Genomic DNA, 19412 nt, shown 5'->3' on the forward strand with positions numbered 1-19412 from the left:
TGTTCCAGCTTTGTTCCTCAGGAGCCCGCGGGCGGAGCCCCGCCCGCACGCGCCGCGTCCACCTCGCGCTGGATGGCGCCCGGGATTGCAAGGCGCCCATCGCCGGTCCGGGCCAGGGCCATGAAGCGGGCGCCCTCGAGGGTCTGGCTGAACGACACGCCCGCCCGATCGATGAAGATGAAACGGCCCTGGTAAGCCCCGACGATCTCGCGCCGGCTCCCACCCATGCGCAGGAAACGGAGGCGCATCTCTTCCAGACGGGCGGCGCAGAATTCGATCTGCGGCTGATCTTCGGCCACCACGTTGAAGCGCGGCGCCTCGCCCTCGGCGCCCGGCTCGACGGCGTAGCAGACGCCCTGGTCGAACGGCGCCCGGGTGGACTGCCCGCAAGCGACCAGGGCGCCGGCCGCCAGGCCAAGGGTCAGGATCGAGGGAAGGCGCATCAACGAAGCCCCGGGAACTGGCAGCTGCGGTCCTGCTCCGCCAGGGTGGTGAAGCGGTTGTTGTCTGGCGATTGTTCGACCCGGCGCGGCACCAGACGCAGGGTGGTCTCGCCCCAGCGCCCGTACTGGGCGTCGCCCGGCCGTACGCAGGTGCCGGAATAGAGAGCCTGGACGCAGGCGTTGAGCGTCATGCTGGACGACAGCATGCGCCATTCGGAGCCTGTATGACGCAGGCACTGTCCCACGGCGACGGCAGGCTGCGGCGACGGCTGCGCGGGCTCGGTGCTGTCAACCGCGGCGGGGACAGGAGCGGACTCCGTGAGTTCCACCGGGGGCTCCGACGGCGGAGGCGCGAACGACGCCGTCGGCGCGGCGACGAGCGCGCCCGTCTCGTCAATGCCCACGTCCAGGGCGTCGGTGGCGAGACCGTTGCGTCGGGCGCAGTCGGCCAGCGTGGCCATGCCCACGAACTGTCCCGCAACATAGCATCTCAGCTCGCGGGTGGCGTCGAGCGTCGGCGCCTCGGCCACGTCGACCGTCAGCCCGCCCTGCGCGGCCGGCGGCGGCTCCGCATTGCGTTCGCGACCGCCGGAGAAAACCAGGGCGAGGATCACGGCCAGGATGACGGCTGCGCCGGCTCCGATCGCGATGAGGATACGGTTGTCCCTGGGCATTCACGGCTCGCGTCGATGGAGAGTCCAATAACCCCGCGCGAGACGCCGTCGTCAACGCGATTCGTCAGCCGCCCAGGCGCGCCAGTGCAGCCTGGTAGTTGGCCAGCTGCGCCGTCAGGTAGGCGGGGGCGGGTCCCGTCGCCGTGGGCAAGGTCGACGCCGGCGCGAGCGCGCGATAGGCGTCGCGGACACCTTTCATCGCGGCCTGCAGGGCCTCCCCGGCGGCCTTGACCGATTCCGGAGCGCCCAGATGAAGGTTTGCGGGCAGCGCCAGACCAAAGGTCCGGACCACGTCGTCGCCGCTCGTCTGGCCGATATAGCCGGGCGACAGGCCGAGACCCGCAAGCGCGTCGCGACCGGTCTCGCCGGCGCTCAGCACCGCCCCGGCCCCCCCGTCGCGGGCGACGATCGACAGGCGCTGGACGCCGGCGTGCAGCGCCTGCGCCGCCTCTCCGGCGCGGGGCGCTTCGGCCGATTCCGACGCGACCGTGACCTTCAGCTTCATTCTGGAGGCCTGTTCGATCTTGCGGGCCAATGACTGCAGGGTGTCCCGGGCCTCGATCGTCACCGACGCGGCCCGCCCGCCGTCGGCAGGCGAAATGTAGAAGCGGTCGCCCACGCGCAGCGCAGTGGCGGTGGTCAGGGAACGCGAGGGCTTCTGGTCAATCTCGCCCTGGGGCAGACCCAGACGGTCGAGCACGCTGGCTCCGCCCGCCGATGTGGCCAGGGTCAGCGGGGCCGCCTGGTTGCCGTCTCCCTGCCAGTCGCGACGCCACTCGAGGCCGCCCGTCGTCGGGTCGATCCGCGCCAGATAGGCCGCGGTCGGATCGGTCTCCTTCGCGCCCTCCGGGCGATCGGCGACCCCGGTCACCCAGACCTTGCCGTTCTGCACCTTTATGTCCGCGACGGTGTCGTCGCCCGCGCCGCCGACGTAGGTGAGGCGATCCGCGGCCGAAGCCGCAAGGCCGCTGTCGATCATGGCCACGAAGGCGTCGCGACCCCCGTGGTGCGCGCTGGTCACGGCGCCGACGTCGAGGGCGGCGTTGCGGGTCGTTCCGGTGACGATCAGCTGGCCGCCCGATACGGCGAGGCCGGCGACCTCGCCGCTCGCCTCCCCGAGATCCCTCGACGCCTCGAGGGTCGGTCGGCCGGACGGATCCAGCGAGAAGCGACGCACCACGATCCGGCCGCTCTCGACACCGGCGGCGTAGAGCGTGGTCCCGTCCACGGCGACCGCGTCGACCCCGTCGGCGCCGGCGGTTCCGAACTGCGCGACGCCGGTCAGAGAGGCCGTTATCGGCGCGAACTGGTGCGCCTGGCTCTCGCTCCAGCCCTGGACATACCCGTCCCAGCCGCCCGCGCTCGCCGCGCCCGGCATGGCCGATCTGGCGCGACCGGCCACGTAGACCGTGCCGTTGGGCCCGAAGGCCACGGAGGTCGCCTCGTCCTCGGCGCGCGCTCCGCGCCGGCGGGTCCAGAGCTCCTCTCCCTCGGCGTCGAAGACGGTGACGAAGCTGTCGACGCCCGAGGCGACGTCGCCGGACTGCCCCGGCTCCAGGGCGCCGGTCACCGAGCCGGCGACCGCCACCCGGCCGTCGGCGTCGACGGCGATGGCGTAGCCGCTCGCGCTCGACGCCGCGCCCAGGGCCCGGGTCGTGACCACCCTTCCGGCGGAGTCCAGCTTGATCAGGGCCACGTCGCGTTCGCCCTTGATCGGCTGATCGTCCGGTCCGGCCTCCAGGTCGGCCACCAGCCAGACCGAGCCGTCGGCCGCCGCGGCGCTGGCCCGCACCGTTTCGACGCCCTCCGGGAGACCCGTCTGGGAGGCGCGGCCGTCGACCCAGTGCGTCTCGCCCACGCGGGCGGCAGGCGGGGGTGCAGCCGCGCCGGTGTCGCTCTGGAACTTCAGCATCTGGAGACCGCCGGCGGTCCCGGCCGCCTGCACCACATAGACGGCGTCGGCGGTTTCGGCCGGCGCGAAGCTGACGGCTTCCGTAGAGACGCCCCGCACCGCCAGGGCGTAGCGGTCAGGCCCGGCGGGCAAGGCCACGGCCTTGCCGCTGACGGTGACCGTGCGCGCCTCGGCCTTGATCAGCTCGCGGCCCATCCGCGTCTGCAGCCCGGCCGCCTCCAGCTTGCCGTTGATGTGCTCCAGGACCTTGGTCAGGGTCCGCGGCTCGGCGCCCATGGCGGCCAGATCGATCGCCACCGTCTGCGTGCTGTTGTCGCTGCGGCGCACGACGATGTCGAAGCGCACGTCGCCGGCGAAGGCCGCGACCGGCGAGTCGGGCGAGCCTTCGTGGATCGGGCCGGTGATCGATATGGCGCTGTCGCGCGGCACCGCGGCGGTGGACTTGCTCCGCGACGCCGTCGTCCCCTGGACCATACGCACGCCGTCGAACTCCGCCGTCTGCAGCCAGCTGCCGATCTCGGCCAGCCCCGCGGAGAACCGTTTCTGCAGCTGGCCCGCCTCGAGCGCCCCGACGCCCTTGGCCGCCGCCCGATTGACGAGCACATTCAGCGTATCCAGACCCCGGTACAGGGCGAACAGCTTGCGATAGTCGGCGGAGGCGCCCTTGACGTCGAGACGCGCCGCGTCCTCGTCGATGAAGCTGCGGCCGGCCATGGCGGCGCGGAGCACGGCGCTGCGTTCCGGCGCTTGGGCGGAGCTGGACCAGGGCGGCGTCGGCTGGGCCTTCCTCGACGCGGCCGCCGGCAGTCCGGCGGTCGTCGCCGACGACAGCGGCGTCCCTCCGAAAAGCCCGAGCAGATAGCTGTTGTCGATCACGGCGCGCTCCCGCGGTCCAGTCTGCGGGCTTGACGGTAAGGGAGCGTTAACGCGCGGCGGCCGGGAGACAGGCCGCGCGACTCAGGGAACAATGATCCGTGGTCGTCGTTTACGGCAGGCCGCATGCGGAGGGACCGCCCATGACCGCTTTCCTCGACGCCTTGAGATCCCTGCTTTCCCTGTATGGTTTCGGCGCCCGCGCGGCGAGCCGCCGACGTCCGGCCCCCGTCTACATCGGACACCGTCGCCCCGGCTGATGGCCGCAGATCAGCCGCCGCGGAACAGCGACAGGATGATCTGCGGGGCCTGGTTGGCGATCGACAGGGACTGCGCGCCCAGCTGCTGCTGCACCTGCAACGCCTGAAGTCGGGCGCTCTCCTTGGCCAGGTCGGCGTCGACGAGATTGCCGATCCCGGACTCGAGCGTGTCCACCAGCTTGGTGACGAAGTTGCCGTGGGCCTCGATCTGCTTGGCCTGCGCCCCCAGCTCGCCCAGCGCCGCGTTCAGCTGGCCGATGGAATTGTCGAGACGGGTCAGGGCCTGGTCGGCGCCGGTGAGCGTCAGGAGAGAGTCCGTGGCGGTCGTCAGTTCGATGATCCCGCCGCCGAGGGTAAGGTCCTTGGCGGAAAGCGTCACGGTTCCCGAAGCGTCGGCGTTGGCGAGGAAGGCGATGCCGGTGGTCAGGGTGCCGTTCAGGATGTTGGCGCCATCGAAGGTGGCGTTGTCGACGGCGGAGGCGATGGCGCGGAGCAGCGCCTGGAAATCGGCGTTGAGCAGCTCGCGCGACTGGGTCTTCAGCGATGAGTCCTTCGCCGCGACGACCTTCTCCTTGAGCTGGTTGAGCAGGTCCGAGATCGATTCGCCCGCCGACAGGGCCACATCGGCGATCGAGGTGGCGCGGTCCAGGCTCTGCTTGACCGCGCTCAGGGCGCCGACGTCGGCGCGCTGCTGCTGGGCGATGGCCCAGATCGCGGCGTTGTCCTTCGCCCCCTGGACCTTCAGCCCGGTCGAGATTCGGCTCTGCACGTCGCCGAGCCGGCTGTTCGTGCTGGACAGGTTCTGCAGCGCGATGGCGGCGGAAGCATTGGTATGGACGCTATTCGTCATCCGACTCAGCCCTTTCAGGTTTGAGTCAGGCTAGACGTCGAAGCGTGGACACATGGTTAACGGCCGCTAACCACGCAGCTTAACCGCGCGGATCGCTCCTGCGCGGCGGATAGTCGACGGGGATGCGGCTCAGGCCCGGGTGTCGATCACCGCGCCGGCGTTGTAGGCGGCGGCGCGCATCATCTCGACGACCTGTTCGCGGGGCAGCTGCTTCACCACCTCGCCGGTCACCCGGTCCAGGGTCTTGTAGATGAAGGAGCCGGCCAGCGGGCCCTCCTCGATCACCAGGCGGTAGCGGGCGGCCTGGTCGGCTTCCTGCTGCGCGCGGGAATCGCGGAAATCGCCGCTGGCGCTGGAACCTGCGGCGGCGGTAACGGTCGTGGCGACGACGACGGGGTCTATTTTCGCATTGTTCTGCATCACTCCTTCCGGCGGCCTTCGCCGGCGGCTCCCTTAGGGGCCCGGACCGGTCGGGCGGGGCCGAAGCCCCGCCCTTCCGTCGATCCTTAGCGGAACAGTCCGAGCAGGATGGAGGTCGAGGAGTTGGCGATCGACAGCGCCTGCACACCCAGCTGTTGCTTGGTTTGCAGCGACTGCAGCCGGGCGCTTTCCTTGGCCAGATCGGCGTCCACGAGGTTGCCGATGCCGGATTCCAGGCTGTCCTGGAGCTTGCCGACAAAGGTCGCGTGAGTGCCGAGCGACTTCGAGCCGGTGCCGAGCTTGGCCAGCTTGGACGAGACGCTCTTGATGGCGCCGTCGACAGCGGTCAGGGCGGTGCCGGCCGTGGTCGCGTCGGTGAGGACGCTGGCGTTGATGCCCAGGGCCGTGAGGGTCATCGTCTGGCTCGCCACGTCGATCGTGGAGGTGCCGCCGACGTTGGCCAGGGCCTTGAAGCCGTTCGTCGCGGTGCCGTCCAGCAGGTTGACCCCGTTGAACTTGGCGTTGGCCACCACCGTGCCGATCTGGTCGCGGATCGAAACGAAATCCGCAGCCAGGGCCGCACGCGCATCCGAGGTCAGCGAGGTGTCCTTGGCGGCGAGGGCCTTCTCTTTCAGCTGAATCAGCAGGTCGGAGACGCTCTCACCCGCGGCCAGGCTGACGTCCACGGCCGACTGGCCACGGTTCAGGCTGTCCTTGACGGCGTTCAGGGCGGCCATCTCGGCACGCTGGCCTTGGGCGATCGCCCAGACAGCGCCGTTGTCCTTGGCGGACGCGACCTTCTTGCCGGTGTTGATGCGGGATTGAACCGTGCTCAGTTCACTGTTCGTGACCTGCAGGTTCTGGAGGGCGATCATCGCGCCCACGTTCGTGTTAACGCTGTTCAGCGCCATGGCACGTAGTCCTTCTTTCAAGGTGTCCGACGCCATTTTGGCTGCCGGGAGCATTTTGCTCGCACCGGCCGCAGCAAGGATGGGACCAGTCGGACGCCGGGGCGTGCCACCCGACCGATCGTTGATTTCGCTGCGGTAGTTCCTGTTAAGCACGCCGGCAGCCCGGCAAGTTGTGCCGCCGCCCGGCAGAAGCTGCAGGGCGCCCGGAAAATGTTGCCGGGCTACCGGCGGAGATGGCGCGAATTCGGGGCGCCAAACCTGCCAAACCTGCCAAACCTGCCACGAGCGCCATCGCCGTCGGCCGGATCACCGGTTCCGCCCTCTCCCGGCCGTCCCGGCCCGCCAGCGATCCTGCAGGGCCCGCTCGGCCTCCAGCGTCTCCACCGCCATCCGCCGGGCGGCGTCGCAGGCGACGATCCCGGCGCCGCGCGCCACATAGCCCGCCTCAAGATCCGCCAGCGTCGGCTGGTCCGGCAGGCGATCCAGCCGACAGGGTGTCGTCGCCTCCGTCGGCAGAGCTATTCGCGGCGGGGTCGCAGAGGTGGGCGGCGATGCGGCACAGCTCGCGATCATGATCAGCAAGGCGACGGACCCGGTCGGGATCCAGGGGTTGATCGGCGTCATGGGCGCTCCTCGCTCCGGCCTCGGCGCGCGCGGTCGCGCGTTCGAGCGCCAGAGCCTGTTGATGGTGGATGTCGAGGCGTCGGCGCTGGGCCGCCGCGCCTTCCCGCTCGAGCCGTCGGGCCGCCGCGTCGGCCTCGGCCGCCGCCGCGCGGGCCTCGGCGGCGGCGATCTGTCGCCCGGTTCGGTCGAACGGGTCCCAGCGAAAGCCCAGGCCGTGGGCGAGAAGGACGAGGGCCGCGACGGCGGCTGCGACCAGCACCGCCGTCGCGGCGGGTCCGGCCAGCCGGAGGATGTGCCGGGGGCTCACGGGAACGCCTTCCGGTCGAGCTCGAAATGCGGCCCGTCGCGCAGCCGCGGCCAGTCCCCGCCCCAGACGATCGGCGTGCCCTGCCGCGCCGCGGCCGCCTTGAACGCCGCGGCGATGCGTGGATAGAGCGGCCAGTCCCATCGCACCTGGCCGTCGACGAGGGCGGCCACGTCCACCGCATGGCCGGTCAGGTGACGGGAGTTGCGGGTGCGGCTGGCCCCGGCGCGCACCAGCGCCGCCTGGCGATCGGCCGTCCGCAGGCCTTCGGTGACCATGAAGTCGACCGGCGTCAGGGCCGCCGCTTCCTTGACCAGGGCGACGAGGCGCGGATGGACGCCCGCCAGCCGCCTTATCGAGCGCTCGGAGAGACGGAAGGCCATCAGCCGTCCTCCCTGTCGCCGGGCCGCAGCAGCGACAGGCTGGCGATCAGTTGCTGGGCGCTGGGCGCCACGAGGTAGAGGACCAGGGTCAGGGCCAGCAGGGCCATCAGGGCGTGGGCCAGCCTGGGCGCGGCCGCCGGCGGCACGATGGCGATCAGCCGGTCGAGCAGCAGCCAGGCGGCGCCGCTGGTGGCGAAGACATAGAAGCGGCGCCACAGCCAGCGGCCCTCGGCGAGGGGGGACGGCGCGTCGTGAGAGGAGGGGTTCATGATCATATCCGGTGTGTGGAAGTTGAGGCTGGTCAGGCGAGGAGCTCATCCGGCGGCGATCAGCCAGACGACGCCGCCCGCGCCCGCCCCGCCGGAGCCGCCGCCGTTCACGCCTGCGCCGCCGCCTCCGCCACCTCCCCCGGCCGCGCCCCCCTGGGCGCCGTCGAAGCCGACGTCGGCGGCCGAGGCGCCGCCCCCGCCGCCGCCCCCTCCGGCCCAGTGAATATCCGGCAGGGGCGCAGTGTCTCCGGGCGAGCCGGCCGACGCCCCGCCGCTCCCGCCGGCGGCCGGCGTCGCGAGTAGGCCGCCGTCGCCGCCGATCCCCCCGGCCCGCGCCACGCCGGACGAGTCGAGGCCGCCGCCGCCGCCACCGCCGCCGGGGCCGTCGGGCCGCGCCAGGGCCTCGCCCGCCCCGCCGTCCGCCGAGATTCCGGACGCTCCGCCGGCGTTCCCACGCGGAAGACCGGTCCCGCCTGCCCCGCCGGCACCGCCCGCGACGCCGCCCAGGGCGCCGCCCGCCCCGCCGCCCGCGGCCGCCAGCTGGGTGACGCCGAGGAGGATGCGTGTGTCGCCTCCGGATTGCCCGGCGGCCGCGATGCCGCCCGCGCCGCCGGCTCCGACGACGACCGTCAGCCCCGCCGCGACGTCCTCGGCGCGCCAGTGGAAATGTGCGACGCCGCCGCCGCCTCCGCCGCCGCCGCCGAACCGGTCGCCGGATGGCCCGGCCGCGCCCGCGCCGCCGCCGCCGCCCGCGCCGACCAGCACAGCCTCGACCGTGCGCGCCCACGCGGGCGGCTGCCACGCGCCGCTGTTCGCCAGAACGGTCGCCTCGCGCCGCAGGACGCCGACCGGAAAGGCCGCCCGGCCGGTGGACCGGTCGACGCGAAAGGCTTCGCGCCACTGGCCGCCGTCGTCGCCGACCTTGAGCACGAGGTCGTCGTCGCCGACGAGGCCGAGTTCCGCCCGGCCGTTCCAGCCCGACTGCAGCAACAGCGACAGGACGTCGCCCGGCGTCTCCTTGTTCAGGACGAGGCGCAGGTCGCCGTCGCCGCCGGCCCAGGTTTCCCGCGCGGTCCAGAGGGCGTTGTTCAGGCGCACAAGGAAAGGGTTGGCCGCGTCGGGCGTGGCCGCGAGACCGAAGCGGTCCAGATCACGGATTTCCCCCAGACGCTCGCCGAGCGGGGTCCACCCGTCGCCTTCGCGGACCACGCACCGGCCGACGTCGCCGACCCAGGCCAGCGCGCCCGGCGGCGCCTCGATCCGGCTCCAGGCGCCGCCCTCGACCCGCACAAGATCGCCGGCCGCGAAGCCCGGCCAGTCGCCCGCGTCCGGGACGATGAACAGCCAGCCGTCCTCGGGGGCGGGCGGCGGCGCGACCATCGAGCGGCTTTCGACCCGCAACTGGACGAGCGCGTCGAGCCGCGTCAGGGCTTCGTTCAGGGTGACGTGCTTCTGCATCTGGCCGGCCGCGAGGTACGGCAGGCCGAGGCGAGCGGACTGGTCTTCGCTCATGATGTGATCTCCGGCTGGTGTGTGGAGATCAGTCTGCGGGAGCCGCTTCCTCAGGCGGGCTTATGACGCTGCCTCCCCTGCTTTTCCTTTGGGAATCAAACAGCGGTGGCGCGGAATTGCGGGATTTAAACATTAACTCCCGGCGCCCGATCAGTCGTGCAGATAGACGATCCGGCGCAGCTTCGGCTCATTGCGAAGGGTGGCGAGGTGGCGCTCGTGCTCGCCGGAAGCGCGGGCGTCGCGTTCGCTCGCCTCGACCCAGTGGGTGCTCTCGATGTCCCGCTGGAGGGCCTTGGCCGCCATCAGGTGGCCGCGGACCAGGATGTCGGCGACACTGGGCACAAAGTCGAGGAAGGGGACCTCCCCGACCGCCGTGATCGCGCTGTCGAGGCCGAGGTAGCCGAGCATGCGGACCACCGTGCCGGGACTGGCCCGCACCCGCGCGGCCTGCAGCAGCAGCCAGCCGGCCGTCCCGACGCTGTAGGCGGTGCCGACCACCGGGATCCAGGTCAGGAGACCGTCGAGGCCGATGCCGAAGGGGCCGAGGCCGACGACCCGGTCGGACAGCTTCTTCACGCCCTCGACATTGGACCAGATTTTCTCGATATCGCCGATGGTCCGTCTGGCCATGCAATCCTCCGAAGCGGAACCGTAACGCGCCATGACGACCCGCGTTCAGCACCAAGGCAAGGGCGCATCGCCGGCCGGGAGGCGACTGGTCCGGCTGGGGGCCCTGGCGCTGATGGCGGCGCCGCTGGCGATCGCCGTCTCCGCCCTGAGCGGGTTCGGACACCGGGGGCCGGATCTGCTGGCCCAGTTCGTCGCGCCCGCCCTGCCGCCGACCCTGGGGCTGGCGGCCGCCTTCCTGCTGGTGCGGCGCCTGCGGTGGGCGGCCGGGGCGGCGGCGGTCGTCGGCCTCCTGCTGCTGGCCGCATGGCCGCAGTGGTTCCCGCCGACCGGCGAGGCGGCTCCGGACGGGCCCCGATTGCGCCTCTACTCGGCCAACCTGTGGGCCCGGAACGAGGACACGGCGGCCATCGCCGCCTCGATCCGCGAGGCGGACGCAGACATCGTGGTGCTGATCGAACTGGGGGACGCGCCCGCCGCCCGGCTGGACGCCCTGCTCGCGGATTACCCGCACCGGGTCGTGACCCCCCGTATCGACCGCGCCAGCGGAGCGGCCCGGTCGGTGATCGCCTCGCGGCGACCGTTGACCGCCATCCCGGACCGGCCCGATGGTCTCCACGCCGTCGGGGCCGTGGCCCGGACGCCTCTCGGACCGGTGAACGTGGTCGGGGTTCACCTGACCCGGCCGTGGCCCTTCCAGGAACAGTGGGGCCAGATTTCCCAGACCATGGCCCTGACCGACATCCGTCGCTCGCTGGACGGGCCGGTCGTCGTCGCGGGCGATTTCAACAGCGTGTCGTCGGCCCGGATCGGTCGTCAGATGAAGAGCGACGTCGGCCTGCTCCCCGCCCCCGGCTTCCCGGGCACCTGGCCTGCGGGCCTGCCTTCACCGCTGGGCGTGACGATCGACCATGTCTGGCGTTCGCCGGACCTCGCCCTGACCGGTCGGCGGCTGGGACGACCGACCGGCTCGGATCACCGGCCCGTGGTGGTCGAACTCACCCGCGCCCGTCCCTGACCAGCGCCTCCAGCCGGGCCGCGTGCCCCTCCTCCGGGAAATCGTCGGCGATCCAGCCGGCCTCGAAAGCCTTGAGCAGCCGCCCCGTCTCCGGCCCGGGCGGCACGCCCAGCCGGGCCAGGTCGCGGCCGCCGACCGGCAGTCTCGGCGGCTCCCAGCGCTCGGCCGTCTCACGCAGGCGGTGCGCCGCCGAGGCCTCGTCGGGCCGTTCTGCGCAGCGACGCAGGAGCGCGTCGGCGACGGCCCGGCCGCCATGGCGATAGACGGCGGCGCGCACCTGCGGCCCGGTCATCGACAGATCGACCTCGTCGCCCGCGACCGCTGCGGCCGCGAGCCGGTCGCGGGTGTGGTTGGGCAGGCGCAGGCGCCGGCTGACCTCGGCCGTGACGGTCGCGTCCGCGGGCGTCAGGATCATGAGACGCAGAACGGGATCGTCGCTCAGCCTGACTATCCCGGCGAAGGCCGGCGACAGGGCGCCTTCCGGGAGGATCCGCCCCAGCACGCCGGCGGCGTCCATGGCCGCCATCGCCGGGCCGGGATCGGGAGCGGCCAGAAGCTTGATCAACTCCTTCGAGACGCGCTCGGCCGAGAGACGGCCCATCCCCGGCGCAAGGGCGGCGCAGGCGGCGAGACCGGCGGCGTCGGGCTCGCCCCGCCCGTACCAGGCGAAGAAGCGGAAGAAGCGCAGGATGCGCAGGTAGTCCTCCCGGATGCGGGTTCCGGGATCGCCGACGAATACGATGCGGCCCGCCAGGGCGTCGGCGACGCCTTCTCCGGTCGGATCGAGGATGCGCCCTTTCGCATCGGCGTAGAGCGCGTTGAGGCGAAAGTCGCGGCGGCCCGCGTCCTCGGCCCAGTCGTCGGTGAAGGCGACGGTGGCGTTGCGGCCGTCGGTGGAGACGTCGCGGCGCAGGGTGGTGATTTCGAAGGGGCGATGATCGGCGATGGCCGTCACCGTGCCGTGGGCGAGGCCGGTCGGCACCGCCTTCAGGCCGGCGGCGCGAATGGCCTGGTCGGTCTGCCCGGGCGTCAGGGTCGTGGCGATATCGACGTCGTCGACGGGCTGGCCGATCAGGGCGTTGCGCACGCAGCCGCCGACGAAGCGGGCGCAGTCCGGGCCGCCGGCGGCCTCCAGCGCCGCCATGACCCGGCGGGTGGCGGCGGCGTCGAGCCACTCCTGCCCCTGCAGGATCACGCCGCGTCCTCCCCGACGGCCAGCGCCGGGACCTCCTCGTCGCCGTACAGGCGGCCGCGGAGGGCGCGGACGATGCCGGCGGTGACGCCCCAGATGTAGCGATGCTCCCACGGCATGGCCCAGAACCAGCGCCGCGGCTCGCCGTCGCGCTGATAGGAATCGCGGCGATGGTTGGCCGGGTCCATCAGGAAGTCCCACGGCACCTCGAACACCTCGGCCACCTCGTCCGGCGACGGTCGGGTCGTCGGGCTTTCCGCGAGCCAGCCGACCACCGGGGTGACGAGAAAGCCGGTGCCGGTCTCGTAGGCGTCGGCGAGCCCGATCACCTCGACCACGCCGGGATCGAGGGCGACCTCCTCCCACGCCTCGCGCAGGGCCGCCCGGGCCGCCGTTTCGCCCGGGTCGAGGCGGCCGCCGGGGAAGGCGATCTGGCCGGTGTGATTGGCGAGGCTGTCGGACCGGCGGGTCATCAGCACCGCCGCCCCTTCTGGCCGGGCGATGACGGGGATGAGCACCGCGGCGGGACGCAGGGATCGACCGGGCGGCCGGGCCTCAGGGTTCAGGTCGAAATCCGAGCGCACGGCGGCGTCTTCGGGCGACCACGCGGAGACGGGGACGAGTCGCTCGACCAGCCTCTGCCGGAGCGTCGCGAGGCTCATGGCAGCCCCGCGCCGGCGGGGCCGAGCGGAAAGGCCGCGCCCCTGGAACGCACCGTCAGACGATCCTCCTCCACGGTCGCCATCTCCACCAGCTGGTAGAAGACCGGTCGGGCGATGCGGGCCCACAGGTCGGCGCGCACACGAACGCGCGGCGACGGCTCCTCGCTGACGGGGTCGGTGTCGACCACGATCGGCAGGTCCGGCCCCGCCTCGACCTCGTCGCCGACGTCTGTGGTGAAGACCAGCGCGTCGCCGCGGCTCTCGAGCGTGACGGCGCGGAACGGCAGATCCTCGACCTGGATGGTCAGCTTCTCGACCGGGGTGACGAGGCAGTAACCGTCCGGATCCTTGCGCAGGACGGTGGAGAACAGCCGGACGAGCTCCGGGCGGCCGATGGGCGAGCCTTCGTGCATCCACACGCCGTCGCGGCGGATGACGATGTCGATGTCGCCGCAATGGGCCGGGTTCCACAGGTGCACCGGCGGCAGGCCGCGGCCGGGGGCCTGTCGCGCCGCGGCGCTCACGCCCGCGAGTCCGGTCCCGTTTTCCCCACGCTCGGCCATGACCCAGACTTAGGGCGCGCCGCGCCGGGCGCAAAGCATTCAGCTGACGCGAACGTCGCCCTCGGGCTCGCCGGTCCCCAGCCACATCACCCGCCGCGGGTCCACCGGCCCGGGCAGTAGCGTCCCCGGAGCCGGCCGGAAGCCGAAACGCCCGAAGTACGGAGGGTCCCCGACCAGCAGCACGCCCCGGCCGTCGGCGGCGTCGAGACAGGCGCGGACCAGGGCCGCGCCCATGCCCTCGCGGCGACTCTCCGCCTCGACGGCGATGGGGCCGAGGAACAGGGCCGGCGTCTGGCCGACCCGGATGGGCCACAGGCGCACCGAGCCGATGACGCGGCCCTCGCTGCGGATGACGAAGCCATGCGCCGGCCGCGCCCCCTCGCGCAGGCGCTCGGCGGTCTTGGCGAACCGGCCCGGCCCGAAGGCGGCGAGCACCAGGGCGTCGACGGCGGCGGCGTCGGCGGCCGCTTCCGGCTCGACCCGCCAGGACAGGGCATCAGGGGCGGGAAGAGGCGCGTGGGTCATGGGGCGCGCGCACCTAAGGCCGACGCGGGCGCGAATCAACCGGCTTTCGAGAAGTCCGGTGGCCGCTTCTGGGTGAAGGCCATGAAGGCCTCCATGGCCTCGGGGCTCTTCATCTGGCTGCCGAAGGCCTCGCCCTCGACCTGCATGCGGCTCCAAAGCGCGGCGGCGTCCCGCATCAGCCGCTTGGTCTTGCGCAGCGAATTGGGCGCCCGGGCAGCCAGCTTCGCCGCGAGCGCGGCCGCCGCGGCCTCGACCTCGGCGGCGGGGACGGCCCGGTTCGCCAGGCCCCAGGCCAGGGCGGTGCGGCCGTCGATCGGCTCTCCGAGAGCGAAGATCTCGAACGCCCGCTGGTGACCCAGCGCCTGCGGCAGCAGCAGGGAAGAGGCCGCCTCCGGGGCGAGGGCCAGGTTGACGAAAGGCGCCGACAGCAGCGCGTCCTCGGCCACCACGACCATGTCGCAGTGAAGCAGCAGGGTCAGGCCGATGCCGACCGCGCGGCCTCGCACCGCGGCCACCGCGGGCTTGTCGAGGTCCGCGAGCGCCTTCAGGAAGCGGAACACCGACATGTCGAACGGCTGCTCGGTCTGCGAACCGATGGCGATGAAGTCGCCGATGTCGTTGCCGGCCGAGAAGCTGTCGCCCTCGGCCCGGAACAGCAGAACGCGCACCGCGTCGTCGGCGCGGGCCCGCTCTGTCGCCTCGGACAGGGCCGCATACATCGCCTGGGTGATGGCGTTCTTCTTCTCCGGCCGGTTCAGCGCGACGGTCAGCACGCCTCCCGCCAGTTCCGTGGTGATGTGATCGGTCATGCCGCCTCCCCTTTCGATGCAGCGCTCCACCAGTCGACGCCCTCGGCGTCGCGGGTCCGCCCGGCGCGGCCCTGGCGGAGCAGATAGTTGAGATGAGCCACCGCCTCGCCGGTCGCCATGCCCCGCACGCCGTCGCCGACAGCGCGGGCGAACAGGGCCGGAAACACGTCCACGGCCCGCTTCGGCGACGCCAGCGTCCGCTCGAGACGGCGCAGGGCGGTGCGGTGGCCCCGCAGCAGGCCGTCGAGGCGCGCCTGCACGCCGCGGAACGGTTCGCCGTGCGACGGCAGCACCAGCACCTCATCCGGAAAAACGGTCTTCATGCGCTCCAGCGAGGCGAGCCAGTCGCCCAGCGGATCGGCGTCCGGCTCGGTGGGCCACACCGAGACGTTCGAGGAGATCTTCGGCAGGATCTGGTCCCCGCCCAGCACCACGCTGTCGGCTTCGCGCCACAGGCAGGCATGCTCGGGACTGTGTCCCTCGCCGACCACCACCCGCCAGTCCGCGCCGCCGATGGTCACCCGGTCGCCCTCGCGCATGCGGACATAGCCCGCCGGCATCGGCGCCACGGCGCGCCCGAAATGACCGAAGTCCCGCCGGTAGCTTTCCAGCTGCGCCTCGTTCCAGCCCGCCGCGCGGTAGAAGACAGCGCCGCTCTCCGGCGCAGGTCGGCCCGTGTCGGCCAGCAGCATGCGGGCGGTGACGTATTCCAGTCGGGTCATCGCCAGCGGCGCATGGAACCGCTCGCACAGCCAACCGGCCAGGCCGATGTGGTCAGGATGCATGTGGGTGCAGATCACCCGGGACACCGGCCGCCCCTCCAGGGGTCCGGCCAGCAGCGCCTCCCACTCGGCCTGCGTGGACGCCAGGTTCAGGCCGGTGTCGACGAGCGTCCACCCGTCCCCGTCGCGGACGGCGTAAACATTGATGTGATCGAGGGCCATCGGCATGGCCAGCCGCATCCACAGGACGCCGGACGCGACCTCGACCGCCTCGCCCGACGCCGGCGGGACGGCGAACGGATAGAGGAGGCCCCGCCCGCCCGGGTCCGCCGTCGTTGCAGGACCACCGTCCGCCAAGTCCGTCTCCAATCAAAACGCATTCGATCGATAGCCCGGCGGGGCGGCGCCGTCCAGCCGGCCACTCTATCGCCTTGACCCGGCCACACCCGCTCGCCATGGGTGTCGCGACCTTTTCTCGACCGGAGGCCGGCGTGCTGAACAAGACGATGATCGGACTGGCGGGCGCTGTCGCCCTTGTATTCGGAGCCGCCCAGCCCGCTTTCGCCCAGGTCCCCGACCCGGGCGCCCGTCCGGACCGGTCCGGCGACCTCTCGCGCAACGATCGCATCCTTCCGCGCCGCGACAACCAGGCCAACAACCGCCGCAACCGGGAGCAGGAGCAGCCGGCCGCGCCGGCCGCCCAGACCCCCGAGCAGATCGTCGCCGCCGCCCAGGCCCAGGCCCAGGCGGCCGGCGTGGACTGCCAGGTGACCGCGGCCGCCAACCCGGGCCTGATCGGTGAAAGCCAGGTCTATGAGGCGGCCTGCGCCAGCGGCCCGGGCTACATCCTGATCGCGTCGACCCCGCCGCAGACCTTCAATTGCCTCGAACTGGCGGGAACGGCCTATACCGCCCGTCTGCGCGACCCCGCCGCCGATGTCGGCCAGCAGTGCATTCTCCCCGCCAACCAGAATGGTCTCGCCCTGATCGGCGGCTGGGCGCGCGAGGCGGGCGTGACCTGCACGGTCGACGAGGCCATCGCGGTCGGCAAGAGCGAGGCCAACAATGTCGTCTACGAAGTCGGCTGCGCCGGCGTCGACGGCTACTGGCTGGAGAAGGTCGGCGAGCAGTGGACGCTGCAGGACTGCCTGCAGGTGGCATCGGTGGGCGGCACGTGCCGCTTCACGACCGCCGAGGAGCAGAACGCCACGCTGCAGGCCAAGCTGGCCGGCACCGAGGCGGCGAATTGCAGCGTCCAGCAGGTGCGGCTGATGGGCTCCAACGCCAACGGCCGCTTCTTCGAGGTGAAGTGCGCCGCCGAAGGCGAAGGCTACATCGCCCGCATCAAGGACGACGCGGCCCAGCAGATCTACCCCTGCGCCACCGCCCAGCGCATCGGCGGGGGCTGCACCCTGACGCCGGCGCCGGCCGTCGCCCCGGCGCCCGAGCAGTAACGAACCGCCAGCGAGCGGATGGACGCCCCGGAGGACACTCCGGGGCGTTTTTCGTTCGGCCGATCGACGCTTCACAGACCCGGCCGATACGGCGTAGGCATGGCGCATGCGCATCGCCACCTGGAACGTGAACTCGGTCAACGCCCGCCTGCCGACGGTGCTGGCGTGGCTCGAGGCGGCGCAGCCGGACGTGGTCGGGCTCCAGGAGATCAAATGCCTGGACGAGAAGTTCCCGCGCGAGGCCATCGAGGACCTGGGCTACAACATCGAGACGCACGGCCAGAAGAGCTACAACGGCGTCGCCCTGCTCTCGAAGCACCCTATGAGCGACGTCCGCCGCGGGCTGCCGGGGGTCGATGCGTCGGGCCACGAGGCCGAGGTCGAGCAGGCGCGCTACATCGAGGCGGTGATCGAGACCTCGCGGCCGGTGCGGGTCGGCTGCCTGTACCTGCCCAACGGCAATCCGATCGGCACGGCGAAGTTCGCCTACAAGCTGGCCTGGTTCGACCGGCTGCAGGCGCACGCCCGCACCCTCCTCGCCGATGAGGAGGCCTTCACCCTGTGCGGCGACTATAACGTCATCCCGACGCCGGAGGACGCCCGCAATCCCTCGGCCTGGGTCGGCGACGCCCTGTACCAGCCCGAGAGCCAGGCGGCCTTCCGCGCCCTGCGTCACCTCGGGCTCTACGACGCCGGCGAACTCGGCAAGCAGCCGCCGGGGACCTTCACCTTCTGGGACTACCAGGCCGGGGCCTGGCAGCGCGACCACGGCATCCGCATCGACTTCCACCTGCTGTCGCCGCAGGCCGCCGACCGCTTCCGCGGCGTCGAGACCCACCGCGAGGCCCGGGACATGGACAAGCCGTCGGACCACGTGCCGGTGGTGGTCGATCTGGAGGACTGACGGTGGCCGAGTCTCTCCGGCTCGTGCTGCTGGCGGCCCTGGCGGCGGCGGCGTTGACGACCGGCGCCCTGCTGCTGGCGTGGTGGATGGAGCCGGTGCGGCGCATGAAACGCGCGCTGCTGAAGTCTCTCGGCGTCGTCCCCGAGGCCGAGGCCCTGTCGCCGGCGGAGGGGCGCGCCGCCGGGCTCGACTTCGACGGCGCGCAGATCGCCGTGTTGTGGAACCGCGGCGCCATGGGGCTGGTCTACGCCTTCGACGAGATCGAGGGCGGCGAGGTCATCGTCGACGGCCACGTGGTGGCCCGCGTGCGGCGCGGCGAGGCGCGCAAGTCGCTGGACGTCATGGCGCCCGACGCCGGCCAGGTGGTGCTGCGGCTGATGTTCGCGGACGCAAGGCACCCGGAGTTCGAGCTGGCGCTGTGGGACGCGACCCTGCCGGTGCAGACAGGTTCGCCCGGCGAGGCGCTGCGGCTGGGGCGCCGCTGGTTGTCGCATCTCGAAGCGCTGCTGAAGGGCTGAGCGCCCTTCCGCCGCGCACGCCGGAACGCTAGAAGCCCCCGTCCCTTCATTGTCCGAGTATTCAAGGAGCGCCTCCGTGGCCCGCCTGTTCGACGCCGTCATCATCGCCGACTGGACCGCCGCCGAGGGCAAGAAACTCGGCGACCAGTCGGTGTGGATCGGAGTGGCCAAGCGCGACGTGCGCTTCCGCCTCTACACCGAGACCCACAACACGGCGACGCGGGCCGAGGGCGAGGCGCTGCTCAACCGGCTGATCTCGGAGCACCGCAAGCGCGGCGACCGGGTGCTGGTCGGGTTCGACTTCAACCTGGGCTTCCCCGCCGGGACGGCGGAGCGGCTGAAGCTGTCCGGGACGCCGTGGCAGGCGATGTGGAAATTCCTCGCCTCGAACGTGGTCGACAAGGCCGACAACACCAACAACCGCTACCAGGTGGCGGCCAAGATGAACCGGCTGATGACCGACGAGGCCTGGCCGTTCTGGGGCGCGCCGGCCAAGCAGGCGCAGCGCTGGCTGACGACCACCAAGCCGCCGGCCGGCGCGGGCGCCGACATCCCGGAGCTCCGGGCGACAGAGGCGGCGGCCCGCAAGGGCAAGCTGCAGCCCAAGTCGGTGTGGCAGATGCACGGGGCCGGCGCGGTCGGCGGCCAGACGCTGGTCGGGGCGCCCATGGTGCGCCGCCTGCTGGAGAGCCTCGGCCCGTCGGGCGCGGTGTGGCCCTTCGGGACCGGCTGGCGGGCGCTGGACACGGCGGACGTGGAGCCGCTGTCGGCGCTGGTGGTCGAGGTCTGGCCGTCGATGTTCGACGGCAAGCCGCAGCCGGGCGAGTTCAGGGATCAGGCCCAGGTGCGGGCGACCGCCGAGGCGCTGGCGAAGATGGACGAGGCCGGCGAGCTGGCGAAGGCCTTCGCCCCGCCCAAGGGCGCCGACGAGGCCCTGATCGCCCGGGTCGAACAGGAAGAGGGCTGGATCCTCGGGGCCTGAA

23 protein-coding genes are annotated in these 19412 nt (G+C 72.2%); 5 read left to right on the plus strand and 18 right to left on the minus strand.

Annotated features, from left to right (window positions below; genetic code table 11):
* Positions 1–17 precede the first annotated feature (17 nt).
* The 12 genes from BM333_RS10240 to BM333_RS10290 form a co-directional block, all read right to left on the minus strand.
* Positions 18–443 (minus strand): hypothetical protein, encoded by a 426-nt coding sequence (locus tag BM333_RS10240; RefSeq protein WP_092310824.1) that lies wholly within the window; start codon positions 441–443, stop codon positions 18–20.
* Positions 443–1117, minus strand: a complete 675-nt coding sequence (locus BM333_RS10245) for a hypothetical protein (protein WP_092310827.1) — start codon at positions 1115–1117, stop codon at positions 443–445. The genes BM333_RS10240 and BM333_RS10245 overlap by 1 nt, the downstream gene beginning before the upstream one ends.
* Before the next feature lie 64 nt (positions 1118–1181).
* Positions 1182–3905 (minus strand): NHL repeat-containing protein, encoded by a 2724-nt coding sequence (locus tag BM333_RS10250; protein ID WP_092310831.1) that lies wholly within the window; start codon positions 3903–3905, stop codon positions 1182–1184.
* A 267-nt stretch (positions 3906–4172) separates the two neighbouring features.
* On the minus strand, positions 4173–5012 hold the full coding sequence (locus BM333_RS10255) for a flagellin (RefSeq protein WP_092310833.1): 840 nt from the start codon (positions 5010–5012) through the stop codon (positions 4173–4175).
* Between the two features lie 129 nt (positions 5013–5141).
* On the minus strand, positions 5142–5432 hold the full coding sequence (locus tag BM333_RS16150; protein WP_092310835.1) for a flagellar protein FlaG: 291 nt from the start codon (positions 5430–5432) through the stop codon (positions 5142–5144).
* Between the two features lie 86 nt (positions 5433–5518).
* Positions 5519–6343 carry a flagellin gene (locus BM333_RS10265; RefSeq protein WP_092310837.1) on the minus strand — a complete coding sequence of 275 codons (825 nt, stop codon included), beginning with the start codon at positions 6341–6343 and terminating at the stop codon, positions 5519–5521.
* A gap of 306 nt (positions 6344–6649) precedes the next feature.
* A complete protein-coding gene (locus tag BM333_RS16260) occupies positions 6650–6778 on the minus strand; it encodes a hypothetical protein (protein ID WP_281246049.1) in 129 nt (42 codons plus the stop codon).
* A 10-nt stretch (positions 6779–6788) separates the two neighbouring features.
* Entirely contained in the window at positions 6789–7274 is a 486-nt protein-coding gene (locus BM333_RS15965) for a hypothetical protein (RefSeq protein WP_177221862.1), read from the minus strand.
* On the minus strand, positions 7271–7654 hold the full coding sequence (locus BM333_RS10275) for a M15 family metallopeptidase (protein ID WP_092310841.1): 384 nt from the start codon (positions 7652–7654) through the stop codon (positions 7271–7273). Before BM333_RS10275 ends, BM333_RS15965 begins: the two co-directional genes overlap by 4 nt.
* Positions 7654–7923: a hypothetical protein gene (locus BM333_RS10280; protein ID WP_092310843.1), complete on the minus strand. Its 270-nt coding sequence runs from the start codon at positions 7921–7923 to the stop codon at positions 7654–7656. Before BM333_RS10280 ends, BM333_RS10275 begins: the two co-directional genes overlap by 1 nt.
* Before the next feature lie 45 nt (positions 7924–7968).
* The gene (locus BM333_RS10285; protein ID WP_092310845.1) at positions 7969–9435 is read right to left on the minus strand and encodes a DUF2793 domain-containing protein; all 1467 of its coding nucleotides are present in this window, start codon (positions 9433–9435) and stop codon (positions 7969–7971) included.
* A 150-nt stretch (positions 9436–9585) separates the two neighbouring features.
* The gene (locus tag BM333_RS10290; RefSeq protein ID WP_092310847.1) at positions 9586–10065 is read right to left on the minus strand and encodes a DUF4112 domain-containing protein; all 480 of its coding nucleotides are present in this window, start codon (positions 10063–10065) and stop codon (positions 9586–9588) included.
* 31 nt (positions 10066–10096) lie between these two features.
* Between BM333_RS10290 and BM333_RS10295 the strand changes: the two genes are divergently transcribed.
* Positions 10097–11080: an endonuclease/exonuclease/phosphatase family protein gene (locus BM333_RS10295; RefSeq protein ID WP_092310849.1), complete on the plus strand. Its 984-nt coding sequence runs from the start codon at positions 10097–10099 to the stop codon at positions 11078–11080.
* Here BM333_RS10295 and BM333_RS10300 read toward each other — a convergent pair.
* The 6 genes from BM333_RS10300 to BM333_RS10325 are packed head-to-tail and all read right to left on the minus strand — an operon-like array spanning position 11061 to position 15910.
* Positions 11061–12275: a CCA tRNA nucleotidyltransferase gene (locus BM333_RS10300; RefSeq protein ID WP_425425126.1), complete on the minus strand. Its 1215-nt coding sequence runs from the start codon at positions 12273–12275 to the stop codon at positions 11061–11063. The genes BM333_RS10295 and BM333_RS10300 overlap by 20 nt on opposite strands.
* Positions 12272–12934 (minus strand): CoA pyrophosphatase, encoded by a 663-nt coding sequence (locus BM333_RS10305; RefSeq protein ID WP_092310852.1) that lies wholly within the window; start codon positions 12932–12934, stop codon positions 12272–12274. The genes BM333_RS10300 and BM333_RS10305 overlap by 4 nt, the downstream gene beginning before the upstream one ends.
* Complete coding sequence (locus BM333_RS10310; RefSeq protein ID WP_177221866.1) at positions 12931–13497, minus strand: DUF1285 domain-containing protein; 567 nt, start codon at positions 13495–13497, stop codon at positions 12931–12933. Before BM333_RS10310 ends, BM333_RS10305 begins: the two co-directional genes overlap by 4 nt.
* A gap of 39 nt (positions 13498–13536) precedes the next feature.
* Positions 13537–14022, minus strand: coding sequence for a GNAT family N-acetyltransferase (locus tag BM333_RS10315; protein WP_092310855.1), 486 nt, complete (start codon positions 14020–14022; stop codon positions 13537–13539).
* Between the two features lie 35 nt (positions 14023–14057).
* Positions 14058–14831, minus strand: coding sequence for an enoyl-CoA hydratase-related protein (locus BM333_RS10320; protein WP_092310858.1), 774 nt, complete (start codon positions 14829–14831; stop codon positions 14058–14060).
* Positions 14828–15910 carry an MBL fold metallo-hydrolase gene (locus BM333_RS10325; RefSeq protein WP_177221867.1) on the minus strand — a complete coding sequence of 361 codons (1083 nt, stop codon included), beginning with the start codon at positions 15908–15910 and terminating at the stop codon, positions 14828–14830. Before BM333_RS10325 ends, BM333_RS10320 begins: the two co-directional genes overlap by 4 nt.
* A gap of 134 nt (positions 15911–16044) precedes the next feature.
* On the opposite strand from BM333_RS10325, the gene BM333_RS10330 reads away from it, so the two are divergent.
* The 4 genes from BM333_RS10330 to BM333_RS10345 all read left to right on the plus strand — a co-directional run bounded on the left by BM333_RS10330 (position 16045) and on the right by BM333_RS10345 (position 19411).
* Positions 16045–17007 (plus strand): hypothetical protein, encoded by a 963-nt coding sequence (locus tag BM333_RS10330; protein ID WP_245777230.1) that lies wholly within the window; start codon positions 16045–16047, stop codon positions 17005–17007.
* A 106-nt stretch (positions 17008–17113) separates the two neighbouring features.
* Positions 17114–17911 carry an exodeoxyribonuclease III gene (xth, locus tag BM333_RS10335; RefSeq protein WP_092310861.1) on the plus strand — a complete coding sequence of 266 codons (798 nt, stop codon included), beginning with the start codon at positions 17114–17116 and terminating at the stop codon, positions 17909–17911.
* Positions 17912–17913: 2 nt separating this feature from the next.
* A complete protein-coding gene (locus BM333_RS10340) occupies positions 17914–18429 on the plus strand; it encodes a hypothetical protein (RefSeq protein ID WP_092310864.1) in 516 nt (171 codons plus the stop codon).
* 76 nt (positions 18430–18505) lie between these two features.
* Positions 18506–19411, plus strand: a complete 906-nt coding sequence (locus tag BM333_RS10345) for a cobalamin biosynthesis protein CbiG (RefSeq protein ID WP_092310867.1) — start codon at positions 18506–18508, stop codon at positions 19409–19411.
* The last annotated feature ends 1 nt before the right edge of the window (position 19412 follow it).

This window comes from Brevundimonas viscosa (assembly GCF_900116065.1).
Taxonomy (GTDB): Bacteria; Pseudomonadota; Alphaproteobacteria; order Caulobacterales; family Caulobacteraceae; genus Brevundimonas; species Brevundimonas viscosa.

Excerpts from the sequence above, each read along its gene's own strand:
- BM333_RS10240 (WP_092310824.1), bottom strand. The coding sequence starts at position 443 with ATGCGCCTTCCCTCGATCCTGACCCTTGGCCTGGCGGCCGGCGCCCTG.
- BM333_RS10245 (WP_092310827.1), bottom strand. The coding sequence starts at position 1,117 with ATGCCCAGGGACAACCGTATCCTCATCGCGATCGGAGCCGGCGCAGCC.
- BM333_RS10255 (WP_092310833.1), bottom strand. The coding sequence starts at position 5,012 with ATGACGAATAGCGTCCATACCAATGCTTCCGCCGCCATCGCGCTGCAG.
- BM333_RS16150 (WP_092310835.1), bottom strand. The coding sequence starts at position 5,432 with ATGCAGAACAATGCGAAAATAGACCCCGTCGTCGTCGCCACGACCGTT.
- BM333_RS10265 (WP_092310837.1), bottom strand. The coding sequence starts at position 6,343 with ATGGCGCTGAACAGCGTTAACACGAACGTGGGCGCGATGATCGCCCTC.
- BM333_RS10275 (WP_092310841.1), bottom strand. The coding sequence starts at position 7,654 with ATGGCCTTCCGTCTCTCCGAGCGCTCGATAAGGCGGCTGGCGGGCGTC.
- BM333_RS10280 (WP_092310843.1), bottom strand. The coding sequence starts at position 7,923 with ATGAACCCCTCCTCTCACGACGCGCCGTCCCCCCTCGCCGAGGGCCGC.
- BM333_RS10285 (WP_092310845.1), bottom strand. The coding sequence starts at position 9,435 with ATGAGCGAAGACCAGTCCGCTCGCCTCGGCCTGCCGTACCTCGCGGCC.
- BM333_RS10290 (WP_092310847.1), bottom strand. The coding sequence starts at position 10,065 with ATGGCCAGACGGACCATCGGCGATATCGAGAAAATCTGGTCCAATGTC.
- BM333_RS10295 (WP_092310849.1), top strand. The coding sequence starts at position 10,097 with ATGACGACCCGCGTTCAGCACCAAGGCAAGGGCGCATCGCCGGCCGGG.
- BM333_RS10305 (WP_092310852.1), bottom strand. The coding sequence starts at position 12,934 with ATGAGCCTCGCGACGCTCCGGCAGAGGCTGGTCGAGCGACTCGTCCCC.
- BM333_RS10310 (WP_177221866.1), bottom strand. The coding sequence starts at position 13,497 with ATGGCCGAGCGTGGGGAAAACGGGACCGGACTCGCGGGCGTGAGCGCC.
- BM333_RS10315 (WP_092310855.1), bottom strand. The coding sequence starts at position 14,022 with ATGACCCACGCGCCTCTTCCCGCCCCTGATGCCCTGTCCTGGCGGGTC.
- BM333_RS10320 (WP_092310858.1), bottom strand. The coding sequence starts at position 14,831 with ATGACCGATCACATCACCACGGAACTGGCGGGAGGCGTGCTGACCGTC.
- xth (WP_092310861.1), top strand. The coding sequence starts at position 17,114 with ATGCGCATCGCCACCTGGAACGTGAACTCGGTCAACGCCCGCCTGCCG.